The sequence below is a fragment of the Amycolatopsis sp. NPDC051045 genome, from assembly GCF_040682955.1.
Lineage (GTDB): Bacteria > Actinomycetota > Actinomycetes > Mycobacteriales > Pseudonocardiaceae > Amycolatopsis.
Genome location: NZ_JBFBCC010000019.1, coordinates 96,317 through 121,451 on the forward strand (window position 1 = coordinate 96,317; position 25,135 = coordinate 121,451).

The following is a 25,135-nucleotide window of genomic DNA, read 5'->3' on the forward strand; positions in this document are numbered from 1 at the left end:
CAGGGATACGTCGTAGGACGCGGGGATCGCCCGAGGTGTTACGGCATACTGGTCCGGGTGATCTCCCGGCCGCACGTCCTGCTGTCCGCCGCGCAGTCGCTGGACGGCTACCTCGACGACACTTCGCCCGAGCGGCTCGTGCTGTCCACAGAGGACGACTTCGCGGTCGTCGACCGGTTGCGGGCCGAGGCGGACGCCATCTTCGTCGGGGCCGGGACCGTGCGGGCCGACAACCCGCGGCTGCTCGTCCGCTCCCCGCGGTTGCGGCAGGAACGGCTGGACCGGGGAAAGCCCGAACAGCCGGTCAAGGTCACCGTGACCACCCGGGGCCTCGACCCGGACGCGCAGTTCTTCACCGCCGGGGACACCGATAAGATCGTCTACGCGCCGCCCGGAGCCGCGGATGCGCTGAAGCGCGTCGCCACCGTCGTCGATGCCGGGGATCCGCCGGACTTCGGCCAGGTCCTGGACGACCTCGGCGCGCGCGGCATCGAGAACCTGCTGGTCGAGGGCGGTGGCGGGATCCACACCCAGTTCCTCGGCGAAGGCCTCGCCGACGAGCTGCGGCTCGCGATCGCGCCGTTCTTCGTCGGGCAGCCGGGCGCACCGCGGTTCGTCGGGCCCGGGCTCTACCCGCGGCCGCTGGTTCTCACCAGCGCGAAAGAACTGCAGGGAATGGCCATCCTCGAGTACCGCGCGGCCGGCGAGCCGACCGGCCGGGACGTCCAGCGCCTCAAGGAAGCCATCGCGCTCGCCGCCGAGTGCCCGCCGAGCCACACCTTCCGGGTCGGGGCCGTGATCACCGACGCCGACGGCGAGGTCGTCGCCACCGGGCATTCCGGCGAAGGCGACCCGAGCAACCACGCCGAAGAAGCCGCGCTGGCCAAGTGCGCCGGCGACCCACGCCTGGCCGGCGCGACCATGTACAGCTCACTGGAACCGTGCAGTCACCGCAGTTCCCACCCGCGCAGCTGCACCCAGCTCGTCCTCGACGCCGGGATCCCGCGGGTGGTGTTCGCCTGGCGCGAGCCGCCGGTCTTCGTCGACGCCCGGGGCACCGAGCTGCTGCGGCAGGCCGGGCGGCACGTCGTCGAGGTGCCCGCGCTGACCCCGGAGGTCCAGCGCGAGAACACCCACCTCGACTTCTGATCAATCAACAGGCGCCGTTGTCCTGCCAGACGCCCCATTCGCCGGTCGTGCCGGGCTCTTCGCCCTGCGTCCACCACTTGGCCGTCCACTTGTGGCTGTGGTGCGAGACGACGTCGTCCTTGACGTAGACCTTCGTCCGGTCCCACTCCGCCGCGGTGCACGAGCCACCGCCCGGGGTGGTGGGAGTCGTGGCCGGCGTCGTCTGCGGCGGCGTCGCGCCCGCGAACCGGACGCTGAACTTCGTGAAGTCCCAGTCGTTCTGCGGAACGTTGCTGCACACGCCGTTGTCCGTCGTGCCGACGCAGGCGCGGTCCCGGTTGACCGACCAGAACGTGAAGCGGCCGAGGCCGTGGCTGGTCGCGTAGTCGTACACCGTCTGGAAGTCCGCGGTGTAGAACATCTCCGCCGCGTCCGACTTGCCGTTCATGCCGGAGAAGCCCTCGTGCGAATACGCGGTCGCGCTGTCCCAGCCCAGGTGCGACATCAGCAGGCCGTGCAGGGCTTCCAGCGCTGACACCTGGGACGAACCGCCGTTGAAGCCACCGTCGAACGGCATGATCGAGAAGTTGTTCGGCGTGAAGCCGATCGACTTCGCCTGGTCGATCAGCTGCGTGCCGAACCAGCCGGTGCCGGCCGCGGTGCCCGGCATGGTCACCGAGACGAACAGGCCGGGGTTGTCGGCCTGCAACTTCTTGGCGGCACCCAGCTCGTTCGCGATCGCGGCGGTGTTCTCGTATTCGGGCTCTTCGAGGTCGAAGTCGATGGCCTTGAGCGAGTACTTCGTGATGACCTGCTGGTACGCGGCGGCGGTCGCGGCCACCGTGCCGCAGGTCTGGCCGAGCTTGGTGCCGCCGTAGCCGCCGACGGACACCGAGACGTCGCCGCCCGCGCCGCGGATCCGGGAGATCACGCCCGCGACCGCGGTGTCGGAGGAGACCGCCGACGTGCCGTCCCAGGTCGGGCTGCAGCCGCCGCCGTTCGGCGCGAGGATGAACGCCAGCTGGAACGCCTTGAGCCCGGTCGCGTTCATCACGGTCACGGGGTCGGGCGGGTTGTTGCTCTGGGGCATCAGGTACGGGGCCGCGGCGTACCAGTTGTTGCCCAACGCCGCGGTCGCCGAGGGTGCGCCGAGCACGAGGCTGACGGCGGTGGCGGCAAAAGTGGCGGCGGCGAGCCCGATGGCGGCCAGTCTGCTCCTGCGCATGTCCGTCCTCCGGTCGGTTCGAGGTGGACAAACCATTGGACTAGACCATTAACGAAGTCAAGGCGCGCGGTGCGCGGTGGGTGAAACGCGGCGAAATATCCGGTTCTCGTCCGTACTTTCGTCGGGTGGTCAAGCCGCGGGCAGCGACACGACCACCACCAACCCGCCCTCGGGCCGCGCCGTTGCCGTGACCTCCCCACCGTGCGCGTGGGCCACCGAGCGCACGATCGACAACCCCAGCCCAGCGCCCTCGGCGGCCACGCGGGCGCGGCGGTGGAACGGGTCGAAGAGCGCCGGGACCTCCGCCGCCGGGATCACCGGGCCGCTGTTGGCCACCGCCACCTCGGCCCCCGACCGGCGCGTCCGGGTCGTCACCCGGACCCAGCCGTCCTCGTTGTTGTGCCGGATGGCGTTCTCCACCAGGTTGTGCACCAGCCGCTCGAGCATCAGGGCGTCGCCCAGCGCCGTGGCTTCGCCCAGGTCTTCCTCCACACCCGGCGGAACCACGTGCGCGACGATCGCCGCCAGGTCCACCGGGCGCCGTTCGGTCAACGCGCTCTCCGACTTCGCCAGCAGCAGCAACCCGCTGATCAGCTTCTCGTGCCGGGAGTTGATCAGCAGCAGCTTGGCGCCGAGCTGCCGGACGTCCTCGGACGCCGTCCGGCGGTGCATCGCCACTTCGACCAGGGACCGGTTGAGCGTCAGCGGGGTGCGCAGCTCGTGGGAGGCGTTCGCGACGAAACGGCGTTGGGCGTCGAAGGACCGGTCGAGCCGCTCGACCATCACGTCGAACGCGTCGGCGAGGTTCTTCACCTCGTCCTCCGGCCCGCGCAGCGCGATGCGCTCGTGGCCGCCCGGGTCGGCCGCCGCCGCGATCCGGCGTGCCGTCTCCGTGACCTGGCGCAACGGGGCCAGCGCTCGGCCCGCGACCAGCCAGCCGACGGCCGCCGCCAGTACCGCGACGGCGGCGAGCGCGATGCCGCCCTGCGTCAGCAGCGACGTCGCCGCCGCCGCACGCACCTGCCGCGCCTGTTCGTCGAGGGATTCCGGGGTTGGCAGCGGCGGCAGGCCGGGCGGCGCCGTGCCGATGAGGACCGTCACCCGCCGCCCCACCTGCTGGGTGAACAGCAGGTACGTGACGCCCAGCAGCACCACTCCCGCCAGCAGGAACAGGCCGCCGTAGAGCACGGTCAGCCGCAGCCGGAGGCTCACCGGAGCCGGTAGCCGACCCCGGTGACCGTCTCCACCGGCGGTGGGTCACCGAGCTTGCGGCGCAGCTTGAGGATGGTGAGCCGGACCGCGCCGGTGAACGGGTCCGCGTGCTCGTCCCACGCCTTCTCGAGCAGGTGTTCCGCGGAGACGGCGGCGCCGTCGGCCCGCAGCAGCTCGGCGAGCACGGCGAACTCCTTCTTGGACAGCGGGAGGTACCGCCCGTCGCGGAACACCTCGTGCCGCGCCGGGTCGAGCGTGATCCCGGAGCGCCGCAGCACCGGCGGCGCGGCCGGTCGGCAGCGCCGCCCCAGCGACTGGATGCGGGCCGCCAGTTCGGGAAACGCGAACGGCTTCGTCAGGTAGTCGTCGGCGCCGAGGGACAACCCGGCGACGCGGTCGGTGACCTCCGCGGCCGCCGTCAGCATCAGCACCCGCGTGGCCGCCCCGGACGCCACCAGTTCCCGGCAGACGTCGTCGCCGTGCACGACCGGCAGGTCCCGGTCGAGCACGACGACGTCGTAGTCGTGCACGGCGATGCGCTCCAGCGCCGCGGCACCGTCGTGGGCGAGGTCGACGGCGTGGGACTCGTCGCGCAGCCACTCCGCGATCGCGTCCGCGAGCATCGGCTCGTCCTCCACCACCAGGACCCGCATGCCGCCATGATCGCCGCGCCGGTGTTTCCTCGGCGTTAGCGGCACTGGTACAGCGTGTCCGCGCCACCGATCCGCTGCACCGGGTCGGCTCCGGGCCGGCCGCCGTACGCGCCGGGATCGACGACCGCGCAGTGCCGCTCGATCCAGCGTTGCCGTTCTCCCTGCGCGGGGCCGCGCGGCGGCCCGGGGCGAGTACCGGCGCTGCTCAGCACGAACTTCAGCTTGCCTTCGGCGAGCCAGCGGTCGAGCTGCGAGACCGAGGGCGCGTCGTCGCGCCCGCCGAACCCGCCCATGCCGATCACCAGCGCGTCGGAGTCGATGAGGAACGGCGCGACCGAACTCGCCTCGGCGTTGACCGCGAGGGTGATCTCGGTGCCGTTCTGCCGCGCGTAGCCGAGGATGCGCCGCTGCTCGTCGGACAGCTTCGCGGAGCCGTCCCCACCTCCCCCGAGCACCAGCCGCGGCTGCGGCCCGCCGGGCACCGGCGACGGCGACGGCGTCGGTCCGGGTCCGGGTCCGGTGGCGGGACCGGCGGCGGGCAGCGTCCCGGCCGACGTGCTCTGCGCGGCCGCGTACGACCAGACGGCGGGCGTGAGCAGCAGCGGCACGAGCCCGGCGACGAGAGTACGTCGTTGCGGCGCCACGACCAGCCACGCGATCGCGGCCACCGCCGTGCCGAGCACCACCCAGCGGGTCCAGCCGTGGAACGAGGTGTCCCGCGAAGTGAGGACGAACGCCCAGGCCGCGCTCACCGCGAGAGCTGCCGGAAGGACGGTCCGCCGGTGGTGGCGCCACAGCAGGGCCAGGCCGGCGGCCGAGACGGCGGCGACCGCGGGCGCCATCGCCGTCGTGTAGTACGGGTGCCAGATGCCGCCGGCGAAGCTGAAGACCGCGGTCGTCACCAGCAGCCACCCGCCCCACAGCAGCCAGCCGGCGGGGCGCCCGGGCCGCCTGATCGCGACCACGGCCAGGGCGATCAACGACAGCGGCAGCAGCCAGGAGATCTGCCCGCCGACGAGGTCGTTGAACATCCGGCCGGGTCCGGGATCGCCGCCGAACGACGACATCGTCTGCTGCCCGTTGCGCATGATCATCATGCCGCCGCCCTCGCCGTTGCCGGAGAGGCGGCCGAAGCCGTTGTAGCCGAAAACCAGGTCCCAGGCGCTGCCGTCCCCGCTGCCGCCCATGTACGGCTTCTCGCCGGGCCACCAGTCGTACAGGGCGATCCACCAGAACGACGAAACGACGAGCACGAGCCCCGCGCCGAGGACGTCCAGCAGACGACGTCGCCACGGCCCGGTCGTGCCGGCCAGGTAGGCGAGCACCAGCGGGGGCACGATGATCCACGCCTGCAGCATCTTGGTCAGGAAGCCGCACCCGACGAAGAAGGCGCACCACCACAGCCATTTCCGCCCGTCTTCGAGCGAGCGGGTGAGGGCGTACGCGGCGGCGACCAGGAACAGCACGAGCAGCGTGTCCGGGTTGTTGCCGCGGTTGATGATCACGGTCACCGGCGTCAGGGCCAGGATCACCGCGGCCAGCAGGGCGACGTTCTCCCCGGCCCACGGCCGGACCGCGCGGTGGAGCAGGAAGACCGCCGCGACGCCCTCGAGGACCTGGGGCAGCAGCAGCGCCCAGCCGTGGTAGCCGAAGATCAGCACCGAAAGCGCCTGGGGCCACAGGGCCATCGGCGGTTTGTCCACCGTGACGACGCCGTAGGGGTCGAAGGAGCCGAAGAGGAAGTTCGTGAAGCTGCTGGTCATCGACTTGACGGCGGCCGAGTAATAGGTGTTGCCGAGCTGGCCGTCGCCGATCTTCCAGGCGTAGAGGACGGCGGCGCCGAGGCAGATGAGGGGAAGCGCCCAGGAGCGGGTCTTCGGGGGAGCGGCGGTGAGCATGACCGCCACCCAACTCCGGCCCGCGTTTCCCGGGCGTTTCCGTTCAGCTGTTGTCGTTCAGGAAGTCGTAGTCCTTGCACTCGCCGGAGTGGTACCGGTCGTCGGCCTTCCAGTACCGGCAGAACTTGAAGCCGACGCGGCTCTCGGGAAGGTCGTAGACACCGCCGTTGGCCGCGCTCTTGGTGACGCAGTTGCCCTCACCGCCGACGTTGATGCTGTAGCGGAGGTAGCCGTCGGCCGGCGTTCCCTTGTAGACGTAGATGATGACGCCCCGGCCGTCGGCGTCGGTGTCGCAGATGTGGACGCGGTCGCCTTCCTCGGTGAACACGCCTTCGCCGCTCCAGCCGGTGACGCTGCCGTAGGCGTCCCCGGTGTGCATGTGCTTCGTGTGGTCGGCGGCGGAGGCGGGCGCCGCGAGGGTGAGCATGGAGATCAGTGCCGCGGTGGCGACGCCGAGAACCTTCTTCAAGTTTCGTCCTTCCGGGGTGGGGAAGGCAAAGCGTAGCCGCCGCGGCCTGCAAACCGCTTGCAGTCACTCCGATTCGAGGTCGCCCTCCAGCGACAGGTACACCTCGCGCATCTTCTCCAGCAACGCCGGATCGGGCTCCGCCCACAGCCCGCGGTCCGCCGCCTCGTTCAGCCGTTCGACGATCCCCCGCAGCGCCCACGGGTTGGCCTGCCGCAGGAACTCCTGGTTCACCTCGTCCAGCACGTAGGACTCGGTCAGCTTCTCGTACATCCAGTCGCCGACCACCCCGGCCGTCGCGTCGAAGCCGAACAGGTAGTCCACCGTGGCGGCCAGCTCGAACGCGCCCTTGTAGCCGTGGCGGCGCATCGCCGCCAGCCACCTCGGGTTGACCACCCGCGCCCGGAACACCCGGGCCGTCTCTTCGCCCAGCGTGCGCGTGCGGACCGCGTCCGGCGACGTGCTGTCGCCCACGTAGGACGCCGGAGCCGCACCCGTCAGCGCGCGGACCGTGGCGATCATCCCGCCGTGGTACTGGAAGTAGTCGTCCGAGTCCGCGATGTCGTGCTCGCGCGTGTCGGTGTTCTTCGCCGCCACCACGATGCGCTTGTACGAGCTTTCCATGTCCTCGCGCGCCGGGCGGCCGTCCAGGTCGCGGCCGTACGCGAAGCCGCCCCACACCGCGTACACCTCCGCGAGGTCCTTGTCGTCACGCCAGTTTCCGCTGTCCATCAGCGGCAGCAGGCCGGCTCCGTACGCGCCCGGCTTCGAGCCGAAGATCCGTGTCGTCGCGCGGCGGGCATCGCCGTGCGCCGCCAGATCGGCGGAAACGTGCGCGCGGACGAAGTTCTGGTCGAACGGTTCGTCCAACGAGGCCACCAGCCGCACCGCGTCGTCCATGAGGGCGATCACGTGCGGGAACGCGTCCCGGAAGAACCCGCTGATCCGCACCGTGACGTCGATCCGGGGCCGGCCCAGCTCAGCGAGCGGGATCGCCTCGATCCCCGTGACGCGCCGCGAAGCTTCGTCCCACACCGGCTGGACGCCCAGCAGCGCCAGGACTTCCGCCGCGTCGTCGCCCGACGTCCGCATCGCCGACGTGCCCCACACCGAGAGCCCGACCGAGCGCGGCCAGTCGCCGGTGTCTTCGCGGTAGCGCTTCAGGAGCGAGTCCGCCAGCGCCTGCCCGGTCTCCCAGGCGAGCCGGCTGGGGATGGCCTTCGGGTCGACCGTGTAGAAGTTCCGCCCGGTCGGCAGCACGTTGATCAGCCCGCGCAGCGGCGATCCGCTCGGCCCGGCCGGGATGTACCCGCCGTCCAGGGCGTGCAGGATCGCGTCGAGCTCGCCGGTGGTGCCCGCCAGCCGGGGCACGATCTCTTCCGCCGCGAACGAAAGCACCCGCGCGACCTGGGGATCCGGGGCCACCGACGCGACCGCCGTCGCGTCCCACGAGCGCATCTCCATCGTCTGGACGAGCTCGCGCGCCGTCTTCTCGACCGCGTCCACTTCGGACATCGGCGCGTCTTCCTTGAGCCCGAGCGCCGACCGCAGGCCCGGCACGGCACCCTGCTTGCCGCCCCACATCTGGGACGCGCGCAGCATCGCCAGCACCAGGTTGACCCGCGCCTCACCGACGGGTGCCGCGCCCAGGACGTGGAGCCCGTCGCGGATCTGCGCGTCCTTGACCTCGCACAGCCAGCCGTCGATGTGCAGGAGGAAGTCGTCGAACTCCGCGTCGTGCGGCCGTTCCTCGATGCCGAGGTCGTGGTCCAGCTTCGCGGCCTGGATCAGCGTCCAGATCTGCTGGCGCACCGCCGGCAGCTTCGCCGGGTCCATCGCCGCGATGTTCGCGTGCTCGTCGAGCAGCTGCTCCAGCCGCGCCATGTCGCCGTAGGACTCGGCGCGCGCCATCGGCGGGATGAGGTGGTCGACGATCGTCGCGTGCGCCCGCCGCTTCGCCTGCGCACCCTCGCCCGGGTCGTTGATCAGGAACGGGTACACCAGCGGCAGGTTCCCGAGCACGGCGTCCGGCGCGCACGACGCCGAGAGCCCGGCGGTCTTGCCGGGCAGCCACTCCAGCGACCCGTGTTTGCCGAGGTGGACGACGGCGTGCGCGCCGAACTCCTCCTCCAGCCACCGGTACGCGGCCAGGTAGTGGTGGCTCGGCGGCAGGTCCGGGTTGTGGTAGATCGCGACGGGGTTCTCGCCGAACCCGCGGGGCGGCTGGATCATGATGATCACGTTGCCGCTCTGCAGCGACGCCAGGACGATGTCGCCGTTGTCGACGTACAGCTCGCCGGGCGCAGGGCCCCAGTGCTCCTCGACACCCGCACGCAGCTCCGCCGGAAGCGCGTCGAACCACTCCTGGTAGCGCGCCGCGGGCACCCGGATCGGGTTCCCGGAGAGTTGTTCCTCGGTGAGCCACTCCGGGTCCTGGCCGCCCGCGGCGATCAGCGCGTGGATCAGCGCATCGCCGTCGGGCTGGTCGGTGCCGGTCGGCTCGACACCCGGGAACGCGTCCGGCCCCAGGTCGTAGCCGAGCTCGCGCATCCGCCGCAGCAGCTCGATCGCCGACGCGGGCGTGTCCAGCCCGACCGCGTTGCCGACGCGAGAGTGCTTCGTCGGGTACGCGGACAGCATCAGCGCGATGCGCCGCTCCGACGTGGGCGTGTACCGCAGCCGGGCGTGCGCGAGGGCGATCTTGGCGACGCGGGACGCGCGCTCGGCGTCCGGCACGTACCGGGGGAGGCCGTCTTCGTCGAGCTCCTTGAACGAGAACGGCACCGTGATCAGCCGCCCGTCGAACTCCGGCACGGCCATCTGGTTCCCGGCGTCGAGCGGCGAGAGGCCGTCGTCGCTGGCCGCCCACGTCTCGCGGTCGCTGGTCAGGCACAGCGCCTGCAGGATCGGGACGTCGAGCGCGGCCATCTCGGCGACGTCCCAGGCCTCGTCGTCACCGCCGGCGCCCGCCTCCGACGGCCGGGTGCCGCCCGCCGCGAGCACGGTGACCAGCAACGCGTCGACCTTGCCGAGCTCGGCCATCATCTCCGGGTCGCGTGTACGCAGGGAAGCGCAGTAGACCGGCAGCGCGCGCCCGCCCGCGGCTTCGATCTCGTCGGCGAGCGCGTGCACGAACGCCGTGTTCCCGGACAGGTGGTGGGCGCGGTAGTAGAGGATCCCGATGGCGGGCCCGTCGGCTCGCGAAGGCCGTTCGAGGATGCCCCAGGTGGGCTGCTCCGCGGGCGGCTCGAAGCCGTCGCCGGTGAGCAGCAGCGTGTCGGAGAGGAACCGGTGCAGCTGGGTGAGGTTCGCCGGGCCGCCCTGCGCGAGGTAGGCGTGGGCCTCGGCGGCGATGCCGGCGGGGACGGTCGAGAGCTTCATCAGCTCGGCGTCCGGCGTCTGCTCCCCGCCCAGGACGACGACGTGCGCGCCCGACGCCCGCAGCGCGTCCAGCCCGTCGGCCCAGCTCCGCGGGGTGCCGAGAATCCGCGCGACGACGATCTTGACGCCGTCGAGCAGCGCCGGCAGTTCGGCGACGTCGAGCCGGGCGGGGTTGCCGAGCCGGTACCCGCCGCCGGACGAACGGGCGCTGAGCAGGTCGGTGTCCGAAGTGGACAGCAGCAGGATCACGAGGTTCCTCCTCGGGGTCCGCGCCCCGGGTAGACGGGCGCGCCGGCCGGAGTTCCTGGCTCCCGGAGATCCCTCTCTCCGGTGACAGTGGCGGGACCGCCCCGGACTTCCACCGGGTTCCTCCACCTGCCGACGCGTGGGTTTCGCCCTCACTCTCCGGTGCCGGTGCAGGTGCGTCAAGGTGACGTTGGCCCGTGCTCGGTAACCTGGTGGCTTGGAATCCCTGCTCCGGAGCTTCACCGCCGCGCAGTCCGCGCGGCAGCCCTACCGCGGCCCGACCGCCGCCGAGCTGGCGACCGCCGAAACCGGGTTCGCTGCCCTCCTCGACCGGGCCCCGCACCACCTCGGTGAGCTGGGGTTTTCCGTGCACGGCGACTCCCTCGCCGTCCAGGAACCCGGCACCGAACGCGCCTGGGGGCTCTACGCGATCGACCGATCCGCGCCGCCGTCCCTGGTCGTCGAGGTGCCGCACCCCTCGTCCGACCTGCGGACCGAGCTGATCGGCCTGGCGCTCTTCCGCCGGGTGCCCGGCGCGGTGCTGGCCGTCGCGGGCGCGCACCGCCGCCGGGAGGACCCGGCGCACGACACGCGGACCGTCTTCCACGTCGTCACCACGCTGCTGGCCCGCCGCGGCTTGCCGCAGGTCCAGCTGCACGGCTTCAACGACCGCACCATGCCCGCGGCGGACGTCGTGCTCTCGGCCGGGGCGGCGGAGGCCGGTGACGCGGCCCGCCGGGCGGCGGACCGGCTCCTGGCATCGGAGTTCCGCGTCCGCCGGGCCTGGGCCGAGCCCTGCCGGGGCCTGGCCGGGACGACGAACGTCCAGAGCCAGGCCGCCGGCGGCACGCCGTTCCTGCACGTCGAGCTCAACCGGACGACTCGCGAGACCCGCCGCGACGACGTCGTCCGCGCGCTGGTCGACGCTGACCTGCGCAAGCCCTAGGCGGACCGCTCTCCCAGGCGGGGGAACGGCTTCGTCGAGAACAGGACCTCCACCGAGACCTCGAAGAACTCCGCGATCCGCAGCGCCAGGTACAGCGAAGGGCTGTACTCGCCGCGCTCCAGGTAGCCGATCGTCTGGTAGTGCACCCCGAGGGCCTCCGCCAGCTGCCGCCGCGAGATCGACCGCTCCGCGCGCAGCATCGCGATCCGGTTGTAGACGACCTCATTCATGACTACCCCACACGCTGCATGGCCTTCTGCCGCCGTTCGGCCACCGACGAACCCGCCTCGCGCCGCGCCATGCGGCGGAGCAGGACCGGGGCCAGCGCCAATCCGATCACGGACCACGCGAGGAGCACCGCCAGGGTCGGCAACGGCCGCCCCGACTGGCCGATTTCGACGACGACCGCGCTGTCCGGCAGCAGCGCCGAGCGCATCCCGAGGCCCAGCCAGTACATCGGGAACACCTGCGCGATGCCCTGCACCCAGCCCGGCAGCGCGGTGATCGGGTAGAAGATCCCCGAGATCGCGGCCAGCCCCATCACCGGCAGGGTGATCAGCCCGATCGAGCGCGGGCTGTTGGTCAGCGACCCCAGCGCCGCGCCGATCGGCATCGTCGCGGCCATGCCGATCAGCAGCACCCCGAGCAGGTGCAGGTACGACCAGACGCCGTCGGGCGCCAGCGCGGAGAACGCGAACAGGCACGGGATCAGGACCGCGGCCATGGACGTGAGCTGGGCGAACGACAGCGCCGTCGTCTTCCCGGCCAGGTAGCCGAGCATCCCGTTCGGGGTCGCCTTCGCCCGCAGCAGCGTGCCGTCCTCGCGGTCGACGGCCAGATAACCCGCCGCGCTGGTCAGGCCGTTGAACACGACGCCGGCGCCCAGCACGCCGGGCACGGTGGCCGCGCCGAGGGAGAACGACGTGCCGGGCAGCGTCGCGTTCCGCATGAAGAACAGCGTGCCGAGGAAGAGCGCCACGAAGACGAGCTGGCCGATCACGTCGTCGACGTTGGTCCACGTCTGCTTGAACTCGATCCAGCCGCGGGCCAGCCCGGAGCGCAGCGCGGCGGTCCTGGCGTTCATCGCGCACCCGCTTCCTGGAGCCCGAGCTCCGTCTCGCCGCCGGCCTCGGCGCGGTGGACCAGCGTCATGTAGGTGTCCTCCAGCGACGCCCGCCGGACCTCCAGGTCCGCGACGGCCTCGCCGTGCTGCTTGAACAGGTCGTACACGTACTTCGTCGCTTCGGTCGTCGAGTGGACGAAACGCCGGCCGTCGAGCGTCCAGCGGACCTCGGCCTCGCCGGAGATCTGCCGGCTCAGCGCGTCGGCCGAGCCGTCGGCGATGATCCGGCCGCCGTTGAGGATGAGGATCCGGTCGGCCAGCTTCTCGGCTTCGTCGAGGTCGTGCGTGGTCAGCAGGATCGTGGTGTCGAGCTCGTCGGCCAGCCGGTGCACCAGGTCGTGGAACTCCCGCCGTGCCTCCGGGTCGAAGCCCGCGGTCGGCTCGTCGAGGAACAGCAGCTCGGGACGGCCGACGATGCCGATGGCCACGTCGAGCCGCCGCCGCTGGCCGCCGGAGAGCTGCTTGAGCTTCTTCTGCGCGTGCTCGGTGAGCCCGACCGCCGCGATCAGCTCGTCGGCGTCCCACGGCCGCGGGTGCGAGGTCGTCGAGTACGGCGCGTAGTACCGGCCGAGGTGCGCGAGCAGCTCGCGCACGCGCCAATTCCCGTGGTCGCGCCAGGACTGGAGCACGACGCCCAGCCGCGCCCGCCAGTCCTCGCCGCCGTGCGCCGGGTCGACGCCCAGCACGCTCGCCTCGCCGGCCGACCGCATGCGGAAGCCTTCGAGGATCTCGATCGTCGTCGTCTTGCCCGCGCCGTTCGGCCCGAGCAGGCAGACGACCTCGCCCCGGTACGCCTCGAAGCCGACGCCGTGGAGCACGTCGTTCGCGCCGTACCGCATCCGCAGCCCGCGCACGCGGACGACGGGATCGGCTGGATCTCTCATCCTGTCACCCCCATCTGACTGATGCGATCGAATGTAGCACACCTACTACATTCGACAAGATTTCTGCTGCGACCGGCTCGACCCCGCGTCCGGACCCGCCGGGGCCCGAAACCGCCAGCTACAGTGACCTCATGCCGACCCCAGCACGTGTGCGAGCCGACGCGTGCCCCGGTGTTTTCGCACCCCACGACGCCGCCGACGGGCCGTTGGCCCGGGTGCGGCTGCCCGGCGGCACGGTTTCCGCAGTGCAGCTGCGCGCGCTCGCCGACTGCGCCGAGGCGTGCGGCGACGGCGACCTCCACCTCACCTCGCGCGGAAACGTCCAGCTGCGCGGCGTCACCGAGCCCGGCCTCGCGGCCCGGCTGACCGACGCCGGCCTGCTGCCGTCGCCGTCGCACGAGCGGGTCCGCAACGTCCTCGCGTCGCCGCTGAGCGGGCTGCGCGGCGGGCTCGCCGACGTCCGCGGCTTGGCGGCCGCGCTCGATCTGCTGCTGCGTTCGACGCCGGAGCTCGCGTCGCTGCCCGGACGGTTCCTCTTCGCCTTCGACGACGGTCGCGGCGACGTCGCCGGGGAGGGCCCCGACGTCTGCTGGCGGGCGACCGGTCCCTCCGAGGGCACGCTGCTGCTCGCGGGCGGTGACACGGGACGGCGGGTGGCTCGCGCCGACGCCGTCGAGGCGCTGGTCGAGGTCGCGCTGGAGTTCGGCCGGGTGCGCGGGCCGGCTTGGCGCGTCGCCGAGCTCGACGACCCGGCTTGGCGCGGGACGCCGGTGCCGCGGGGCGCGTTCTCCGTCCCGGCGGGGCTGATCGAACGGGACGGCGGCTTCGCGGCCGGTGTCGTCCCGCGCTTCGGGCAGCTGTCCGCGACGCAGGCCCGGGCCCTGGCGGAGTTCGGGACGGCGCTGGTCACGCCGTGGAAGTCCGTGGTCCTGCCGGACGTGCCCGCCGACGTCTTCGAGCGGCTGGGTTTCGGTGACGTGCCGCTCGGCACCAGCGCGTGCATCGGCCGTCCGGGCTGCGCGAAGTCGCGCGCCGACGTCCGGGCCGACGCGGTGTTCCGGCCCGGCCTGCGCGCGCACTTCTCGGGCTGCGAACGGCGGTGCGGGAAGCCGTCGCAGTCCCATGTGGACGTTGTCGCCGAAGCGGGGGGCTACCGCATCGACGGCCGGTGGGTGCCGCTCGACGAGCTGAAAGGGAATCTGTGATCGACTACCTGCGGGACGGTGCCGAGATCTACCGGCACTCGTTCGCCACGATCCGCGAGGAGGCGGACCTGGCGATCCTGCCCGACGACGTGGCCGGGCTGGCGGTCCGGATGATCCACGCCTGCGGCATGGTCGATCTGGTCGACGACCTGCGCTACACGCTCGACGTCGTCGAGTCCGGCCGCGCCGCGCTGGAGGCCGGCGCGCCGATCCTGTGCGACGCGCAGATGATCGCCAGCGGCGTGACCCGGCGCCGCCTGCCCGCGGGCAACGAAGTGCTCTGCACGCTGTCGGACCCCAGCGTTCCTTCGCTGGCCGAGCGCATGGGCACCACCCGGTCGGCGGCGGCGCTGGAACTGTGGCGCGACAAGCTGCCGGGTTCGGTGGTGGCGATCGGCAACGCGCCGACGGCGTTGTTCCGCCTGCTGGAGATCCTCGACGAAGGCGTCGGCGCGCCCGCGGCGATCATCGGCGTCCCGGTCGGGTTCGTCGGCGCGGTCGAGTCCAAAGTGGAGCTGACGAGGCGGGCCCCGGCACCGTACCTGGTGGTGCACGGCCGTCGTGGCGGCAGCGCGATGGCCGTCGCGGCGATCAACGCACTCGCGAGCGCCGAAGAATGACCGGCACGCTGTACGGCGTCGGGCTCGGCCCCGGCGACCCGGAACTGATGACGGTCAAGGCGGCCCGGCTGATTTCCGAAGCGTCGGTGATCGCGTACCACTGCGCGCGGCACGGCCGGAGCATCGCGCGGTCGGTCGCCGAGCCGTACCTGCGCGAGGGACAGATCGAGGAGAAGCTCGTCTACCCGGTCACCACGGAGACGACCGACCACCCCGGCGGCTACGAAGGCGCGATCGCCGACTTCTACGAGCTGAGCGCGAAGCGGCTGGCCGAGCACCTCGACGCGGGCCGCGACGTCGTCCTGCTCTGCGAGGGCGACCCCTTCTTCTACGGCTCGTACATGTACATGCACGAGCGGCTTTCCGGCCGGTTCGAGGCGGTCGTCGTCCCGGGGGTGACGTCGGTGAGCGCGGCGTCGTCGGTCTTCGGCCGGCCGTTGGTCCAGCGCGACGAGGTGCTGACCGTGCTCCCGGGCACGCTGCCGGCCCCGGAGCTGGCCCGCCGCCTCGCGGACACGGACGCGGCGGCGGTGCTGAAGCTGGGCCGGACGTTCTCGTCGGTGCGGGAGGCGTTCGCGGAGGCCGGGAAGCTGGACGACGCCGTCTACGTCGAGCGCGCGACGTGGGGGCAGCAGCGGATCGAGCCATTGGCTTCGGTGGATCCCGCTTCGGTGCCGTACTTCTCGTTGGCGTTGCTGCCTTCGCCGGCCTATGCGTCGCGGACTTCGCCTGCACCCGCTGCTCCGGCTGTCTCACCTTCGGGGGGCGAGGTCGTCGTCGTGGGGCTCGGGCCGGCGGGCCCGGAGTGGCTCACGCCCGAGGCATCGGCCGAGCTTTCGGCTGCGGAGCACATCGTCGGGTACGGGCCGTACGTGGCGCGGGTGCCGCAGAAGGCGGGCCAGCAGCGGCACGCGTCCGGCAACCGGGTCGAGGCGGACCGGGCTCGCGAGGCGTTGTCCCTGGCTTCGGGCGGTGCCCGCGTGGCGGTGGTTTCCTCGGGCGACCCGGGGGTGTTCGCGATGGCGTCGGCGGTGCTGGAGCAGGTGTCCTCGGGGCACGGCGCGGGCGTCCGGGTCCGGATCGTCCCGGGCGTGACGGCGGCCCAGGCGGCGGCGTCCCGGGTGGGGGCGCCGCTGGGGCACGACTACTGCGTGCTGTCGCTGTCCGATCGGCTGAAGCCGTGGGAGATCATCGAGAAGCGCCTCGACGCGGCGGGGGCGGCGGACCTGGTGCTGGCGCTGTACAACCCGGCGTCGCGATCGCGGACGACGCAGCTGGCTTCGGCGCGTGAGGTGTTGCTTCGCCACCGCGCCCCGGAGACCCCGGTGGTGGTCGCGCGCGACGTGGGCGGGCCGGAGGAGGACATCCGCATCACCACCTTGGGCGAGCTGGACCCGTCCACAGTGGACATGCGCTGCCTGCTCATCGTGGGCTCGTCGAAGACCCGCGCGGACAACGGCATCGTCTGGACCCCCCGCAGCTACTGAGGCGCAGGTTCAGTCGCTGCGACCGAGGGGCGCCCCGATTGAGGCGTCCCTCGGCTGACGGTGCCCTCATCCAGTCGCTGTGAGTACGACTTCTGCACGGCCGCGAACCGTTCCCCTGGGGATAGGTTCGTCCGGCTGTTAACTTCGACAACAGCATCGAAGGCGACAGCGAATTTCTCACCAAGGATGAGGTCTAGGTCGATCTTTTCGAGGTCGTCGGAGCCTGCCGAAGCCGCTTCCCCCTCGCCTGTGTCGACGTACCAACCAGATGGTTCCCGGCCAGTCTCATTAGCGAGTTCGGTCGCCAACGAGACAAACCTGTTCCTCGCCCGACTCAAGGGGCCGGACGCGTCGCTGCCTGCTGTTGAAAACGCCACTGGCTGAGCTTCGGTCAAGGCTCCGGTCATGTCAACCTTCTCATTGCTCGGTGGGGCCGGGGGATTGGTCGTCTGGACGGTGGGCGAGCCAGTAGTAGGAGAGCGTTCTAGTCAGCCAGCTGTGGGCGGCGTAGATGGTATTGATCAAGGCGCCGATGACGATGATTTGCCACCATGCGTCGCTCACGCCGAAGACGCCGTGGGCCGTGGGGACTCGCCAGCTGCCCGCCTGTTGGGCCATGAAGATCCCGCTCGCGGCAACTGACAGAACGATGGTCGCCAGCGAGGACGCCTTCGACGAGAGAGTGCCGCCGACCAGGGCAGGGCTCTTGCTGTCGTACCCGACGAAGGCTCCGGCGACTGCTGGGAAGGCCAGCACGAGCGCAGGGAAGTCGCTGCCGAGCGGGTTCTCTCCGGCTACTGCTCCGGACTGAGCGGCAGGCAGAATCAGGGCGATGATGAGAACTAAGGCGAAGTTCGCGGCCGCAGCGAGCGCGGCGCCGGCGAGCGAGCCGGGTGGAACTTCGTAGAATTTGATATTGAGTCTTAGTTGTTGTGCCAGCTTCGCGGGTATGGCACGCATGTAGAGGTGGAGGTATCGCTGGCCTAGTCTGCGCCGCAGTCTGAAATACGGCTCGCTGAGTTTGCCGCTGTTTCGGGACAGGCTAAGCAAGCCCGAAGGAGTCGTGAGGTTCTGCCATCCGACATAGGAGCCCTCAGGGCCGCGAACCAGTAGGTGGTAGCTCTGGGTGAGCCCGGCGTTCTCCACGCTCAAGCCGATGTGTTTGGGTCGAGCGCCCATCATGAGCCCGAGAAAATCTTTGATCGAGTCGAGTTTGAGTCTTGGTACCAGGTATCGCTCGTAGCTGATCGTGCGTCTTGCTCTACTTTCGTCGGCTTTGGGGATGATGCCCACGACCACGTAGTTGTTCGCCAGTCGCTGCAGCAGAGTTGCGCCGGCGACGAGCGACGAGCCGCCGACGGCCGCGAGTCTTTTGATACGCTCGGCACACCTGGTGGCCTTCTTGAGTTCCTGCTTGCTGAGACGCCTCCGGCAAGTGACTAAGTCGACAGCTTTCTTGATGTCTCGCTGAAGGTGCGTCGCCTGTGTGCTGCTCAACGAACCGGGAGTCGGGGTCAGTAGCGTATCCAAGATGATGGTGATTAGGACCAAGTAGTCGTGGTGCGGCAGGGTGGTTATCGGTTCTCCGTCGAGGTGGATGACCAGATCGTCTTGTAGTTCTCCCTTCAGCGGTGTCAACACGGGTATGAGAAGGTCGTCCTTTTGTGTATCTGCTGGGAGCTCGAGGATGGTGGTTACCCGCTGTCGTAATACGCGGCGGTGGACGTCAATCTCCTCGTTGATCCGTCCGCGGATCTTCCGGGGCGCCAAAGCGAACCTGATGAAGGTCGACAGTTGGATGGCCGTGAAACGTTGACTGAATTCTTGATGCTCTCGTCTTATCGAACTGAGTTGCAGCCTGCTGTCCTTGGCCATGCCGCTCAACATGCGCCGAGTCGGTGCACGATGCGCGACGAAGAGGTGCGCGAAGAACGCTGGGGCAAGGCTGACAGCCGAGATCGCTATCAGGGTGAGCTGCAGGGGGGAATTCTCGTGGAGGACTCCGGCTGAGCTTGCGACGAGCCAACCAAGGGCAGTGAACATCACGGCGACGAGTGAACGGCGCACGAAGGGGCGATGCCGCCACGGTAGGTCACCATTGCTCTCGCCCATCGCTGCTCCTCAATTCGTCGGCTGCTTGACCATGTCGTCGCTGCATCGGTCGCGGGTCGTGGCCTGAAGGTCGACGGGGTGAGCGATGGTGTTACGGCTGCCACGGTGGAAAGTAGCCTGTCCGTAAGGTGAAGGTGAATTGGTGCTGATGCTTTACAGGAAAGAAACTGGGTGCAGAATAACCAATCCACTATAGGTCATGTTGGTGACATGTTTTCGATGTTGTCCACGCTACTGAAAAGCCGTGAATGCCACCTTGGCTCAAGGTGGCATTCACGGCTTTTGTCAGCGCGTCGGGTCCTTGCCGTTCGGCTGCCGCGGACCCGGGCCTGGTGACCACCAGCCCGGCACGGTCTTCTCCCCGTGCACCACCGTGGGCGCGATGCCCTCGGTGAACGGCTCGATCTGCAGCAGCTGGCCCCACGACTGGCTCGGCTGGCCGATCAGGTAGCTCGGCACCTCCGGCTCCTCGGCCAGCTCCTCCAGCCAGCCGATCGGGCCGCCGTTGGTCGAGGACGCCCACTGGGCCTCGTCCGCCAAGCCGCCCGCCGTGATGCGGTAGTCCGGGACCTGGGAAATGCCGTCGTGGGACGTCACCGGCTGGACGCACGGGTACACGAACGACGCCGGCCAGTCCAGGTACACCGGCTTCGAGCCGATGCGGTCCGTCAGCGTCGTGAACGTCGGGACGCGCGGGGCCGATGCCGCGATCCAGCCGTCCTCCGTGAGGTCGTTGTCGACGATGTTGATGCGGACCGCGTTCGTCTCCGGGGGGAGGTCGCGCAGGTTGATGCGGGTGTCGTTCCAGCCGTTGGTGCCCGCGCCCGGCGGGAGCATGAACTGGCTGCGCAGCACCTTCACGCCGTCCGGGGTGTTGACGCCGTAGTCGAGGCTGACCGAGGTCGGCCGCCGGGCCGCGCCCGCCGTCGCCACCACGATCTGGCCGTCCGCCGGCTTCTCCGTCAGCGCGTACCAGTCGCTTCGCAGCCGGCCCGCGCGCGTCTCCGGGTCGAGGTAGCTCGACCACATCGGCACCCGGTCCGGGGTGAACCCGTGCGGCGGCTCGGCCAGCGGGTCCTTGTCGTCGACCGGGCGGGTGTGGAAGCCGGTCTGGACGCGGCCGTTGTCCCGGTCGGGGTTGGGCAGCGGCGAGTTCTCCGGCTCCTGGGGCTTCTCCGCGACCGTCCGCTGCTCGGACTGCTCGTGCAGGATGCTCGTCGCCGCGTCGCGCTCGACCATCACGTGGTCGGAGAGGTTGCAGCTCTTGCCGAACAGGTGCCCGATGTTCGCCGCGCCCAGGCTGTAGCTGCCGGCCTGGTTGTGGATCGCCCACGCCATCGTGACGAACTCGCCCGCCGCCACCAGGCCGCAGACCACCACCAGTGACAGCGACCCGAGCCGCAGCGCGCGCAGCCGGCCCTCCTGCGGTTGCGTGGGCAGGCCCGGCCGGTGCGCGCGGACGTTCTCGACGAACGCGTACACCCCGGCGATCCCGGCCGCGATCAGCAGGATCGTGGACAGGCCGATGCCACCGATCGACGGCGCCACGTTCGTCCACTGGACGCCGAGGCGCGAGACGAACCAGTAGGTGTTCGGCCCGGTCGCGGCCAGAGCCGCGACGACCAGCAGCCCGGCGAGGAACGCGGCGCGGTTGCGTTTGGACCGCAGCACCGTCGAGCTGGTCGCCAGCGCGGTCAGCGCCGCCATCGACGCCCCGACCGCGGCGAACGCGCCGAAGTGGTGCGTCCACTTCGTCGGCGTCAGGGCCAGCAGCAGGAAGAACACCGCCGTCGTGCCGATCAGGCGGCGCGCCGGGCCGAGCGACGCGCCGGGGATGCGGCCGCGGCGCAGCAGCATCACCAGGCAGGTGCCGGTGCACAGCAGCACCAGCAGCACCGGGAACCGGCGCGGCGCCGAGCCGTCCGGCAGGCTCTCGAACAGCAGCTGGTAGCGCGCGAGTTCCTGGAACCACGACAGGTTCGGGCCCACCTGGGTGCGGATCCGCGTCGCTTCCTGGACGGTCGCGAACGTCTGGTCGGCGAACACCACGACCAGCACCAGCAGCCCGGCCGCGGCGATCGGCGCGAGCACCGGCACCCAGCCGTTCTCGTTCGCGCGCTGGCGGATCAGCTTGAACAGCGGGCGTGCGGCGACCAGGAACGGCGCCACCGCGATCAGCCCGGTCGGGGTGGCGGCCAGGGTGAACCCGGCCGCGGTCAGGCCGAGGCACAGGGGCAGCAGCCGCCGCGTCACCAGCGCGCGCTCCACCGCGCAGATCGCCAGCAGCGAGCCGAGCGCGGCCACCGGTTCCGGGCGGACGCCGTTGTTGTAGGGCATCCACCAGATCAGGAACACCGTCGCGGCGGCCCAGCTGGCCGGGCGGCTGGTGCGGATCTGGGTACCCAGCCGCGGCATCACCTCGCGGCTGATCAGCAGCCAGCTCAGCACGCCGAGCAGGAACGACGGCAGCCGGATCCACGGCGGCACCGTGCTCACGTGCGTCATCAGCTCGAAGACGTGGTAGAACCAGCCGAACGGCGCCTCGGCGACGCCGAACCAGCGGTGGTAGTTCGTCAGGTAGCCGGTCGACTCGGTGACCCGCGCCATCGTGAGGATGTAGCCGTCGTCCGAGGTCACCGGTCCGATGAAGACCCACGCGCCGAGCGCGGCGATCACCGTGGTGTCCCGCAGCGTCAGCCGCCACCAGCCGACCGGCGCCCAGCGCGGGGCACGGCGGGCGAAGCCGGAGTCGCGGCGCCAGACCGCGATCAGGCAGCCGATCAGCGACAGCACGGCGAGCACGCCCACGACGATCTTCAGCGCGGTCGGCGACGTCTGGTAGCGCGTGTCCGGCACGACCGAGACGTGCAGCCCGGCGATCGGGTCCTTGCTCGAGTTGATCGAGGAGTAGATGCCGATGACGCGGGGGCGGACGTCGCCCTCGGCGTGGAACACCGGCGTGCCGGCGACGGCCAGCGTCATCTGCGTCGCGTCGACGTCCAGTTCGACGTCGCACTTTTCGGCGGGCAGCGGCTGCTGGGCGATCTGCTGGCCCTGGCTGGAGGCGAGCAGCACGCCGTTGTCGATGCGCAGCTGCAGGCCGACGCCCTTGCCCGCCTTCGGGTCGGTGCGGCCGTCCGGCACGGTGGCGAACAGCAGGCCCGGACCGTTCGTGCGGGCGTCGACCGAGCGGATGGCCGCGCACGGCACCTCGGCGCGCAGGTCCTGGGCCCAGTACCCGGTCAAGGGCGCGTTGACGGAGCGGGTGTCGCTGCCGGTGGGCCAGACGACCTCCGCTGTGTCCTGCACCACCGGCAGGAACGGGAAAGCCAGCGCGCACAAGGCCGAGAGCAGCCCCAGCGCTACGGCGATCAGACGCATCGGCGCAACGCTAACGGGTCAGACGCCGGCGGTTGACGCAGCCCCCGGGTCACGCGGGGTGAACCGTCCGTGGTGTACCGCCGCGGCCAGGGGACGGCGGCGGCGCCAGCCGTGGCGCTCCAGGTCGGGCACCGTCTCCAGCCGGCTCACCGGGCCGGTGCACAGCCACGCGACCGGCCGGACACCGTCGGGGATGCCGAGCAGCTCGCTCAGGAACGGCTCGCGGTAGAAGCTGACCCAGCCCACGCCGAGGCCTTCGGCGGTCGCGGCGAGCCAGAGGTTCTGGATCGCGAGGCACACCGAGTACAGGCCGGCGTCGGCGATGGCGTGCCGGCCGAGCACGTCGGGCGCGCCGCGCGCCGGGTCGTACGTGACGACGATGCCGAGGCTCGCATCGAGGATGCCCTCGATCTTGATGTTCGCGAAGGTGCTCGCGCGGTCTTCGCCGAGCTGCCCGGCGAAGACCGCACGCTCCTCGTGGACGTGCTTGGCGAACTTCTCGCGCGTCGCGTAGTCGTCGACCAGCACGAAGTCCCACGGCTGGGTGAGCCCGACGCTCGGTGCGGCGTGCGCGGCCTCGAGGATCCGCGTCAGCGTGGCTTCGGGGACGGGCTCGCCGGTGAACTCGCCGCGGACGTCCCGGCGCTTGCGCAGGACTTCGTAGAACTCTTCGATCATCGGTGCAGGACCCATTCGACGGCTTCGGGGACGGTTTCGGCGGTCTCGGTCGCCGGGCGCGGCGGGCGCCGGACGACCAGGACGGGGCGGCCGAGTTCCCGCGCCGCCGTCAGCTTCGCGCTGGTCTGCGCGCCGCCGGAGTCCTTGGTGACCAGGACGTCGACCCGGCCGAGCAGCTCGCGCTCGGCGGCCACCTCGTACGGCCCGCGGGCGAGGATGAGCTCGTGGTGACGCGGCAGCGGCGGCTCGGGCGGGTCGACGCAGCGGATCAGGAACCACAGGTCGTCGAGGTGCGCGAAGGCGGGCAGGCCCTGGCGGCCGCTGGTGAGGAACACGCGCCGGCCGAGGCCGGGGAGCTTCCGGGCGGCGTCGGCGAGGTCGTCCGCCCAGTGCCAGACGTCGTGCGGCCCCGGCCGCCAGCCCGGCCTCGCGAGCCGGAGGAGGGGCGTTTTGGTCAGCTCGGCCGCTTTTGCCGCGTTCGCGCCGATGCGCTCGGCGAAGGGGTGCGTGGCATCGACGACGGCCGTGACCCGGTTCTCGCGCAGCCAGGCCGCGAGACCTTCCGGGCCGCCGAAGCCGCCTACGCGTACTTCGCCTGCTGGGAGCCTTGGCCGTGCGACGCGTCCCGCCAGCGAAGAGACAACGCCCACTTCGCGGGTGGTGAGCGCTTCGGCGAGCTCCCGGGCTTCGCCGGTTCCGCCGAGGATGAGGATCACGAGGGACGCCCGTAGCCGACGGCTTCGCGCCAGCGGTCCAGCGTACGCAGGTTGGCGAGAGTCTCCGCCCAGGTCAGCTCGGGCGCCTGGCGGTCTTCGACGTGCGCGGCGACGTGGTCCGCTTCGCGCGCGAAGACGCCCTGGGTCGCTTCGACCTCGATGATCTCCGGTTCGCCGCCGGCGGGGGTCAGGATGATCTGCGAGACGCCGGGCGTGCGCAACGGGTGGATCCACGCGGGCTGCGGGATGTGGATCTGCCCGCGCGAGCCGAAGACGCGGATGCCGTCCTCGCGGGCGAGCCGGATCCCGCACGAAATCGTCGCGAGGATGTCCCCGGGCAGGCGCAGCAGGCCGGTCGCCCACTCGTCCACGCCGGTGGCGGACAGGTGCGCCATTCCGCTGACCTCGGTCGGCTCGACGACGTCCTGCCCGGTCGCCGCCTGCGCGACCAGCCGGGCCAGCGACGTGCAGTAGCAGCCGACGTCGAGGATCCCGCCGCCGCCCAGGGCCGGGTCGCTCAGCCGGGCGGTCTCCTCGGGGTTGCTGTCGAACGAGAAGGTCGTGTCCACCGCGCGGACCTCGCCGATGGCGCCGGCCGAGATCAGCTCGGCCAGCCGCCGCGTCTGCGGGTGCAGCCGGTACATGAACGCCTCCATCAGGAAGACGTCGTGCGCACGGGCCGCGGCGATCACCTCCTCGGCGTCGGCCGCGGTGATCGTCAACGGCTTCTCGCAGAGCACGTGCTTGCCCGCTTCGGCGGCGGCGATGGCCCATTGCTTGTGCATCGCGTGCGGTGTCGAGACGTACACGGCGTCGACGTCCGGATCGGCGAGGAGCTCTTCGTAGCTGCCGTAGGCCTTCGGGATGCCGAAGCGCGCGGCGAACTCCTGTGCCCGCCCGGCATCCCGCGCCGCGACGGCGGCGAGCACGCCGTGCTCGCTCTCGCCGACGCCCTCGGCGAAGTGGGCGGCGATGGTCCCGGCGGCCAGCAGGCCCCAGCGCAGTTCCGTCACAACGACTCCGGTTGGTTCGCCCGGTCACGGGCACTGGAATAGAGGAAGCTGTCCGGGAAGCCCTCGGCGGCGAGCACCCGCCCGACGAAGATGGTGGCGGCGCGCGTCATCCCGGCCTCGCGGACCAGCGCCGGCAGCTCGCCGAGCACCCCGCGCACGACGGTTTCGCCGGGCTGGCTCGCGAGCGCGACGACGGCGACCGGGCAGTCGGCGCCGTAGTGCGGTTTCAAGCCCTCCGCCACCCGCTCGACGTGGTTGATCGCCAGGTGCAGCGCGAGGGTGGCGTTGGTCGCGGCGAAGGCGGCGAGGGTCTCGCCGGGGGGCATCTTGGTGGAGCGCGCCTGGACCCGGGTGATCACCAGGCTCTGCCCGATTTCGGGCACGGTGAGTTCCCGCTGCAGGACCGCGGCCGAAGCGGCGAAGGCAGGCACCCCGGGCACGACCTCGTAGGGCACTCCGGCCGTGTCGAGCCGCCGCATCTGCTCGGCGACGGCGCTGTACAGCGACGGATCCCCGGAGCACAGCCGCGCGACATCGTGCCCGGCGTGGTGGGCCTCGGCCAGCTTCGCGACGATCTGCTCGAGGCTGAGGTTCGCCGTGTCGACCAGCTCGGCGCCGGGCGGGCAGTACGCGAGGAGGTCGGGCGGGGTCATGCTGCCGGGGTAGAGGCAGACGCCGCAGCGGGCCAGCAGGTCCCGGCCCCGCACGGTGATGAGGTCCGCGGCACCGGGCCCGGCGCCGATGAAGTGCACGGTCACCGG

At 71.1% G+C, this 25,135-nt stretch carries 20 protein-coding genes and 1 riboswitch; of the genes, 5 read left to right on the top strand and 15 right to left on the bottom strand.

Annotation, left to right across the window (positions count from 1 at the left end; all coding sequences use genetic code 11):
* Positions 1-57: 57 nt before the first annotated feature.
* Positions 58-1,149, top strand: coding sequence for a dihydrofolate reductase family protein (locus AB0M80_RS34425; protein WP_364573300.1), 1,092 nt, complete (start codon positions 58-60; stop codon positions 1,147-1,149).
* Positions 1,150-1,153: 4 nt separating this feature from the next.
* On the opposite strand, the gene AB0M80_RS34430 is transcribed toward AB0M80_RS34425, so the two are convergent.
* The 6 genes from AB0M80_RS34430 to cobN form a co-directional block, all read right to left on the bottom strand.
* Positions 1,154-2,353: a chitinase gene (locus AB0M80_RS34430; protein ID WP_364573302.1), complete on the bottom strand. Its 1,200-nt coding sequence runs from the start codon at positions 2,351-2,353 to the stop codon at positions 1,154-1,156.
* A gap of 129 nt (positions 2,354-2,482) precedes the next feature.
* On the bottom strand, positions 2,483-3,565 hold the full coding sequence (locus AB0M80_RS34435) for an ATP-binding protein (protein ID WP_364573304.1): 1,083 nt from the start codon (positions 3,563-3,565) through the stop codon (positions 2,483-2,485).
* Positions 3,562-4,218, bottom strand: a complete 657-nt coding sequence (locus AB0M80_RS34440; RefSeq protein WP_364573306.1) for a response regulator transcription factor — start codon at positions 4,216-4,218, stop codon at positions 3,562-3,564. The genes AB0M80_RS34435 and AB0M80_RS34440 overlap by 4 nt, the downstream gene beginning before the upstream one ends.
* 35 nt (positions 4,219-4,253) lie before the next feature.
* Entirely contained in the window at positions 4,254-6,116 is a 1,863-nt protein-coding gene (locus AB0M80_RS34445) for a glycosyltransferase family 39 protein (protein ID WP_364573308.1), read from the bottom strand.
* Positions 6,117-6,159: 43 nt separating this feature from the next.
* Entirely contained in the window at positions 6,160-6,585 is a 426-nt protein-coding gene (locus AB0M80_RS34450) for a hypothetical protein (RefSeq protein ID WP_364573310.1), read from the bottom strand.
* A gap of 63 nt (positions 6,586-6,648) precedes the next feature.
* Entirely contained in the window at positions 6,649-10,212 is a 3,564-nt protein-coding gene (cobN, locus tag AB0M80_RS34455) for a cobaltochelatase subunit CobN (protein ID WP_364573312.1), read from the bottom strand.
* A gap of 49 nt (positions 10,213-10,261) precedes the next feature.
* Positions 10,262-10,335, bottom strand: a riboswitch (cobalamin riboswitch).
* 91 nt (positions 10,336-10,426) lie between these two features.
* Here cobN and AB0M80_RS34460 point away from each other — a divergent pair.
* Positions 10,427-11,155 carry a hypothetical protein gene (locus tag AB0M80_RS34460; RefSeq protein WP_364573314.1) on the top strand — a complete coding sequence of 243 codons (729 nt, stop codon included), beginning with the start codon at positions 10,427-10,429 and terminating at the stop codon, positions 11,153-11,155.
* On the opposite strand, the gene AB0M80_RS34465 is transcribed toward AB0M80_RS34460, so the two are convergent.
* The 3 genes from AB0M80_RS34465 to AB0M80_RS34475 are packed head-to-tail and all read right to left on the bottom strand — an operon-like array spanning position 11,152 to position 13,162.
* Positions 11,152-11,385, bottom strand: a complete 234-nt coding sequence (locus AB0M80_RS34465) for a helix-turn-helix transcriptional regulator (RefSeq protein WP_364573316.1) — start codon at positions 11,383-11,385, stop codon at positions 11,152-11,154. The two genes, AB0M80_RS34460 and AB0M80_RS34465, sit on opposite strands and share 4 nt — an antisense overlap.
* A gap of 2 nt (positions 11,386-11,387) precedes the next feature.
* Entirely contained in the window at positions 11,388-12,239 is an 852-nt protein-coding gene (locus tag AB0M80_RS34470; RefSeq protein WP_364573318.1) for an ABC transporter permease, read from the bottom strand.
* The gene (locus tag AB0M80_RS34475; RefSeq protein ID WP_364573320.1) at positions 12,236-13,162 is read right to left on the bottom strand and encodes an ABC transporter ATP-binding protein; all 927 of its coding nucleotides are present in this window, start codon (positions 13,160-13,162) and stop codon (positions 12,236-12,238) included. The genes AB0M80_RS34470 and AB0M80_RS34475 overlap by 4 nt, the downstream gene beginning before the upstream one ends.
* Positions 13,163-13,293: 131 nt before the next feature.
* Here AB0M80_RS34475 and AB0M80_RS34480 point away from each other — a divergent pair, with 131 nt between their 5' ends.
* From AB0M80_RS34480 to AB0M80_RS34490, 3 genes are read left to right on the top strand one after another with little or no spacing between them, the layout of a single operon-like run.
* Positions 13,294-14,367 (top strand): precorrin-3B synthase, encoded by a 1,074-nt coding sequence (locus tag AB0M80_RS34480; protein ID WP_364573322.1) that lies wholly within the window; start codon positions 13,294-13,296, stop codon positions 14,365-14,367.
* Positions 14,364-14,987, top strand: coding sequence for a precorrin-8X methylmutase (locus AB0M80_RS34485; RefSeq protein WP_364573324.1), 624 nt, complete (start codon positions 14,364-14,366; stop codon positions 14,985-14,987). Before AB0M80_RS34480 ends, AB0M80_RS34485 begins: the two co-directional genes overlap by 4 nt.
* On the top strand, positions 14,984-16,474 hold the full coding sequence (locus AB0M80_RS34490) for a precorrin-2 C(20)-methyltransferase (RefSeq protein WP_364573326.1): 1,491 nt from the start codon (positions 14,984-14,986) through the stop codon (positions 16,472-16,474). Before AB0M80_RS34485 ends, AB0M80_RS34490 begins: the two co-directional genes overlap by 4 nt.
* 417 nt (positions 16,475-16,891) lie before the next feature.
* On the opposite strand, the gene AB0M80_RS34495 is transcribed toward AB0M80_RS34490, so the two are convergent.
* The 6 genes from AB0M80_RS34495 to cobM form a co-directional block, all read right to left on the bottom strand.
* Entirely contained in the window at positions 16,892-18,586 is a 1,695-nt protein-coding gene (locus AB0M80_RS34495) for a hypothetical protein (RefSeq protein ID WP_364573328.1), read from the bottom strand.
* A 285-nt stretch (positions 18,587-18,871) separates the two neighbouring features.
* A complete protein-coding gene (locus AB0M80_RS34500; RefSeq protein ID WP_364573330.1) occupies positions 18,872-21,967 on the bottom strand; it encodes an arabinosyltransferase domain-containing protein in 3,096 nt (1,031 codons plus the stop codon).
* Positions 21,968-21,985: 18 nt separating this feature from the next.
* Complete coding sequence (bluB, locus tag AB0M80_RS34505) at positions 21,986-22,645, bottom strand: 5,6-dimethylbenzimidazole synthase (RefSeq protein ID WP_364573332.1); 660 nt, start codon at positions 22,643-22,645, stop codon at positions 21,986-21,988.
* A complete protein-coding gene (locus tag AB0M80_RS34510; protein ID WP_364573334.1) occupies positions 22,642-23,361 on the bottom strand; it encodes a cobalt-precorrin-6A reductase in 720 nt (239 codons plus the stop codon). The genes bluB and AB0M80_RS34510 overlap by 4 nt, the downstream gene beginning before the upstream one ends.
* On the bottom strand, positions 23,358-24,374 hold the full coding sequence (locus AB0M80_RS34515) for a Gfo/Idh/MocA family oxidoreductase (protein ID WP_364573335.1): 1,017 nt from the start codon (positions 24,372-24,374) through the stop codon (positions 23,358-23,360). The genes AB0M80_RS34510 and AB0M80_RS34515 overlap by 4 nt, the downstream gene beginning before the upstream one ends.
* A complete protein-coding gene (gene cobM / locus AB0M80_RS34520) occupies positions 24,371-25,132 on the bottom strand; it encodes a precorrin-4 C(11)-methyltransferase (RefSeq protein WP_364573337.1) in 762 nt (253 codons plus the stop codon). The genes AB0M80_RS34515 and cobM overlap by 4 nt, the downstream gene beginning before the upstream one ends.
* Between the last annotated feature and the right edge of the window lie 3 nt (positions 25,133-25,135).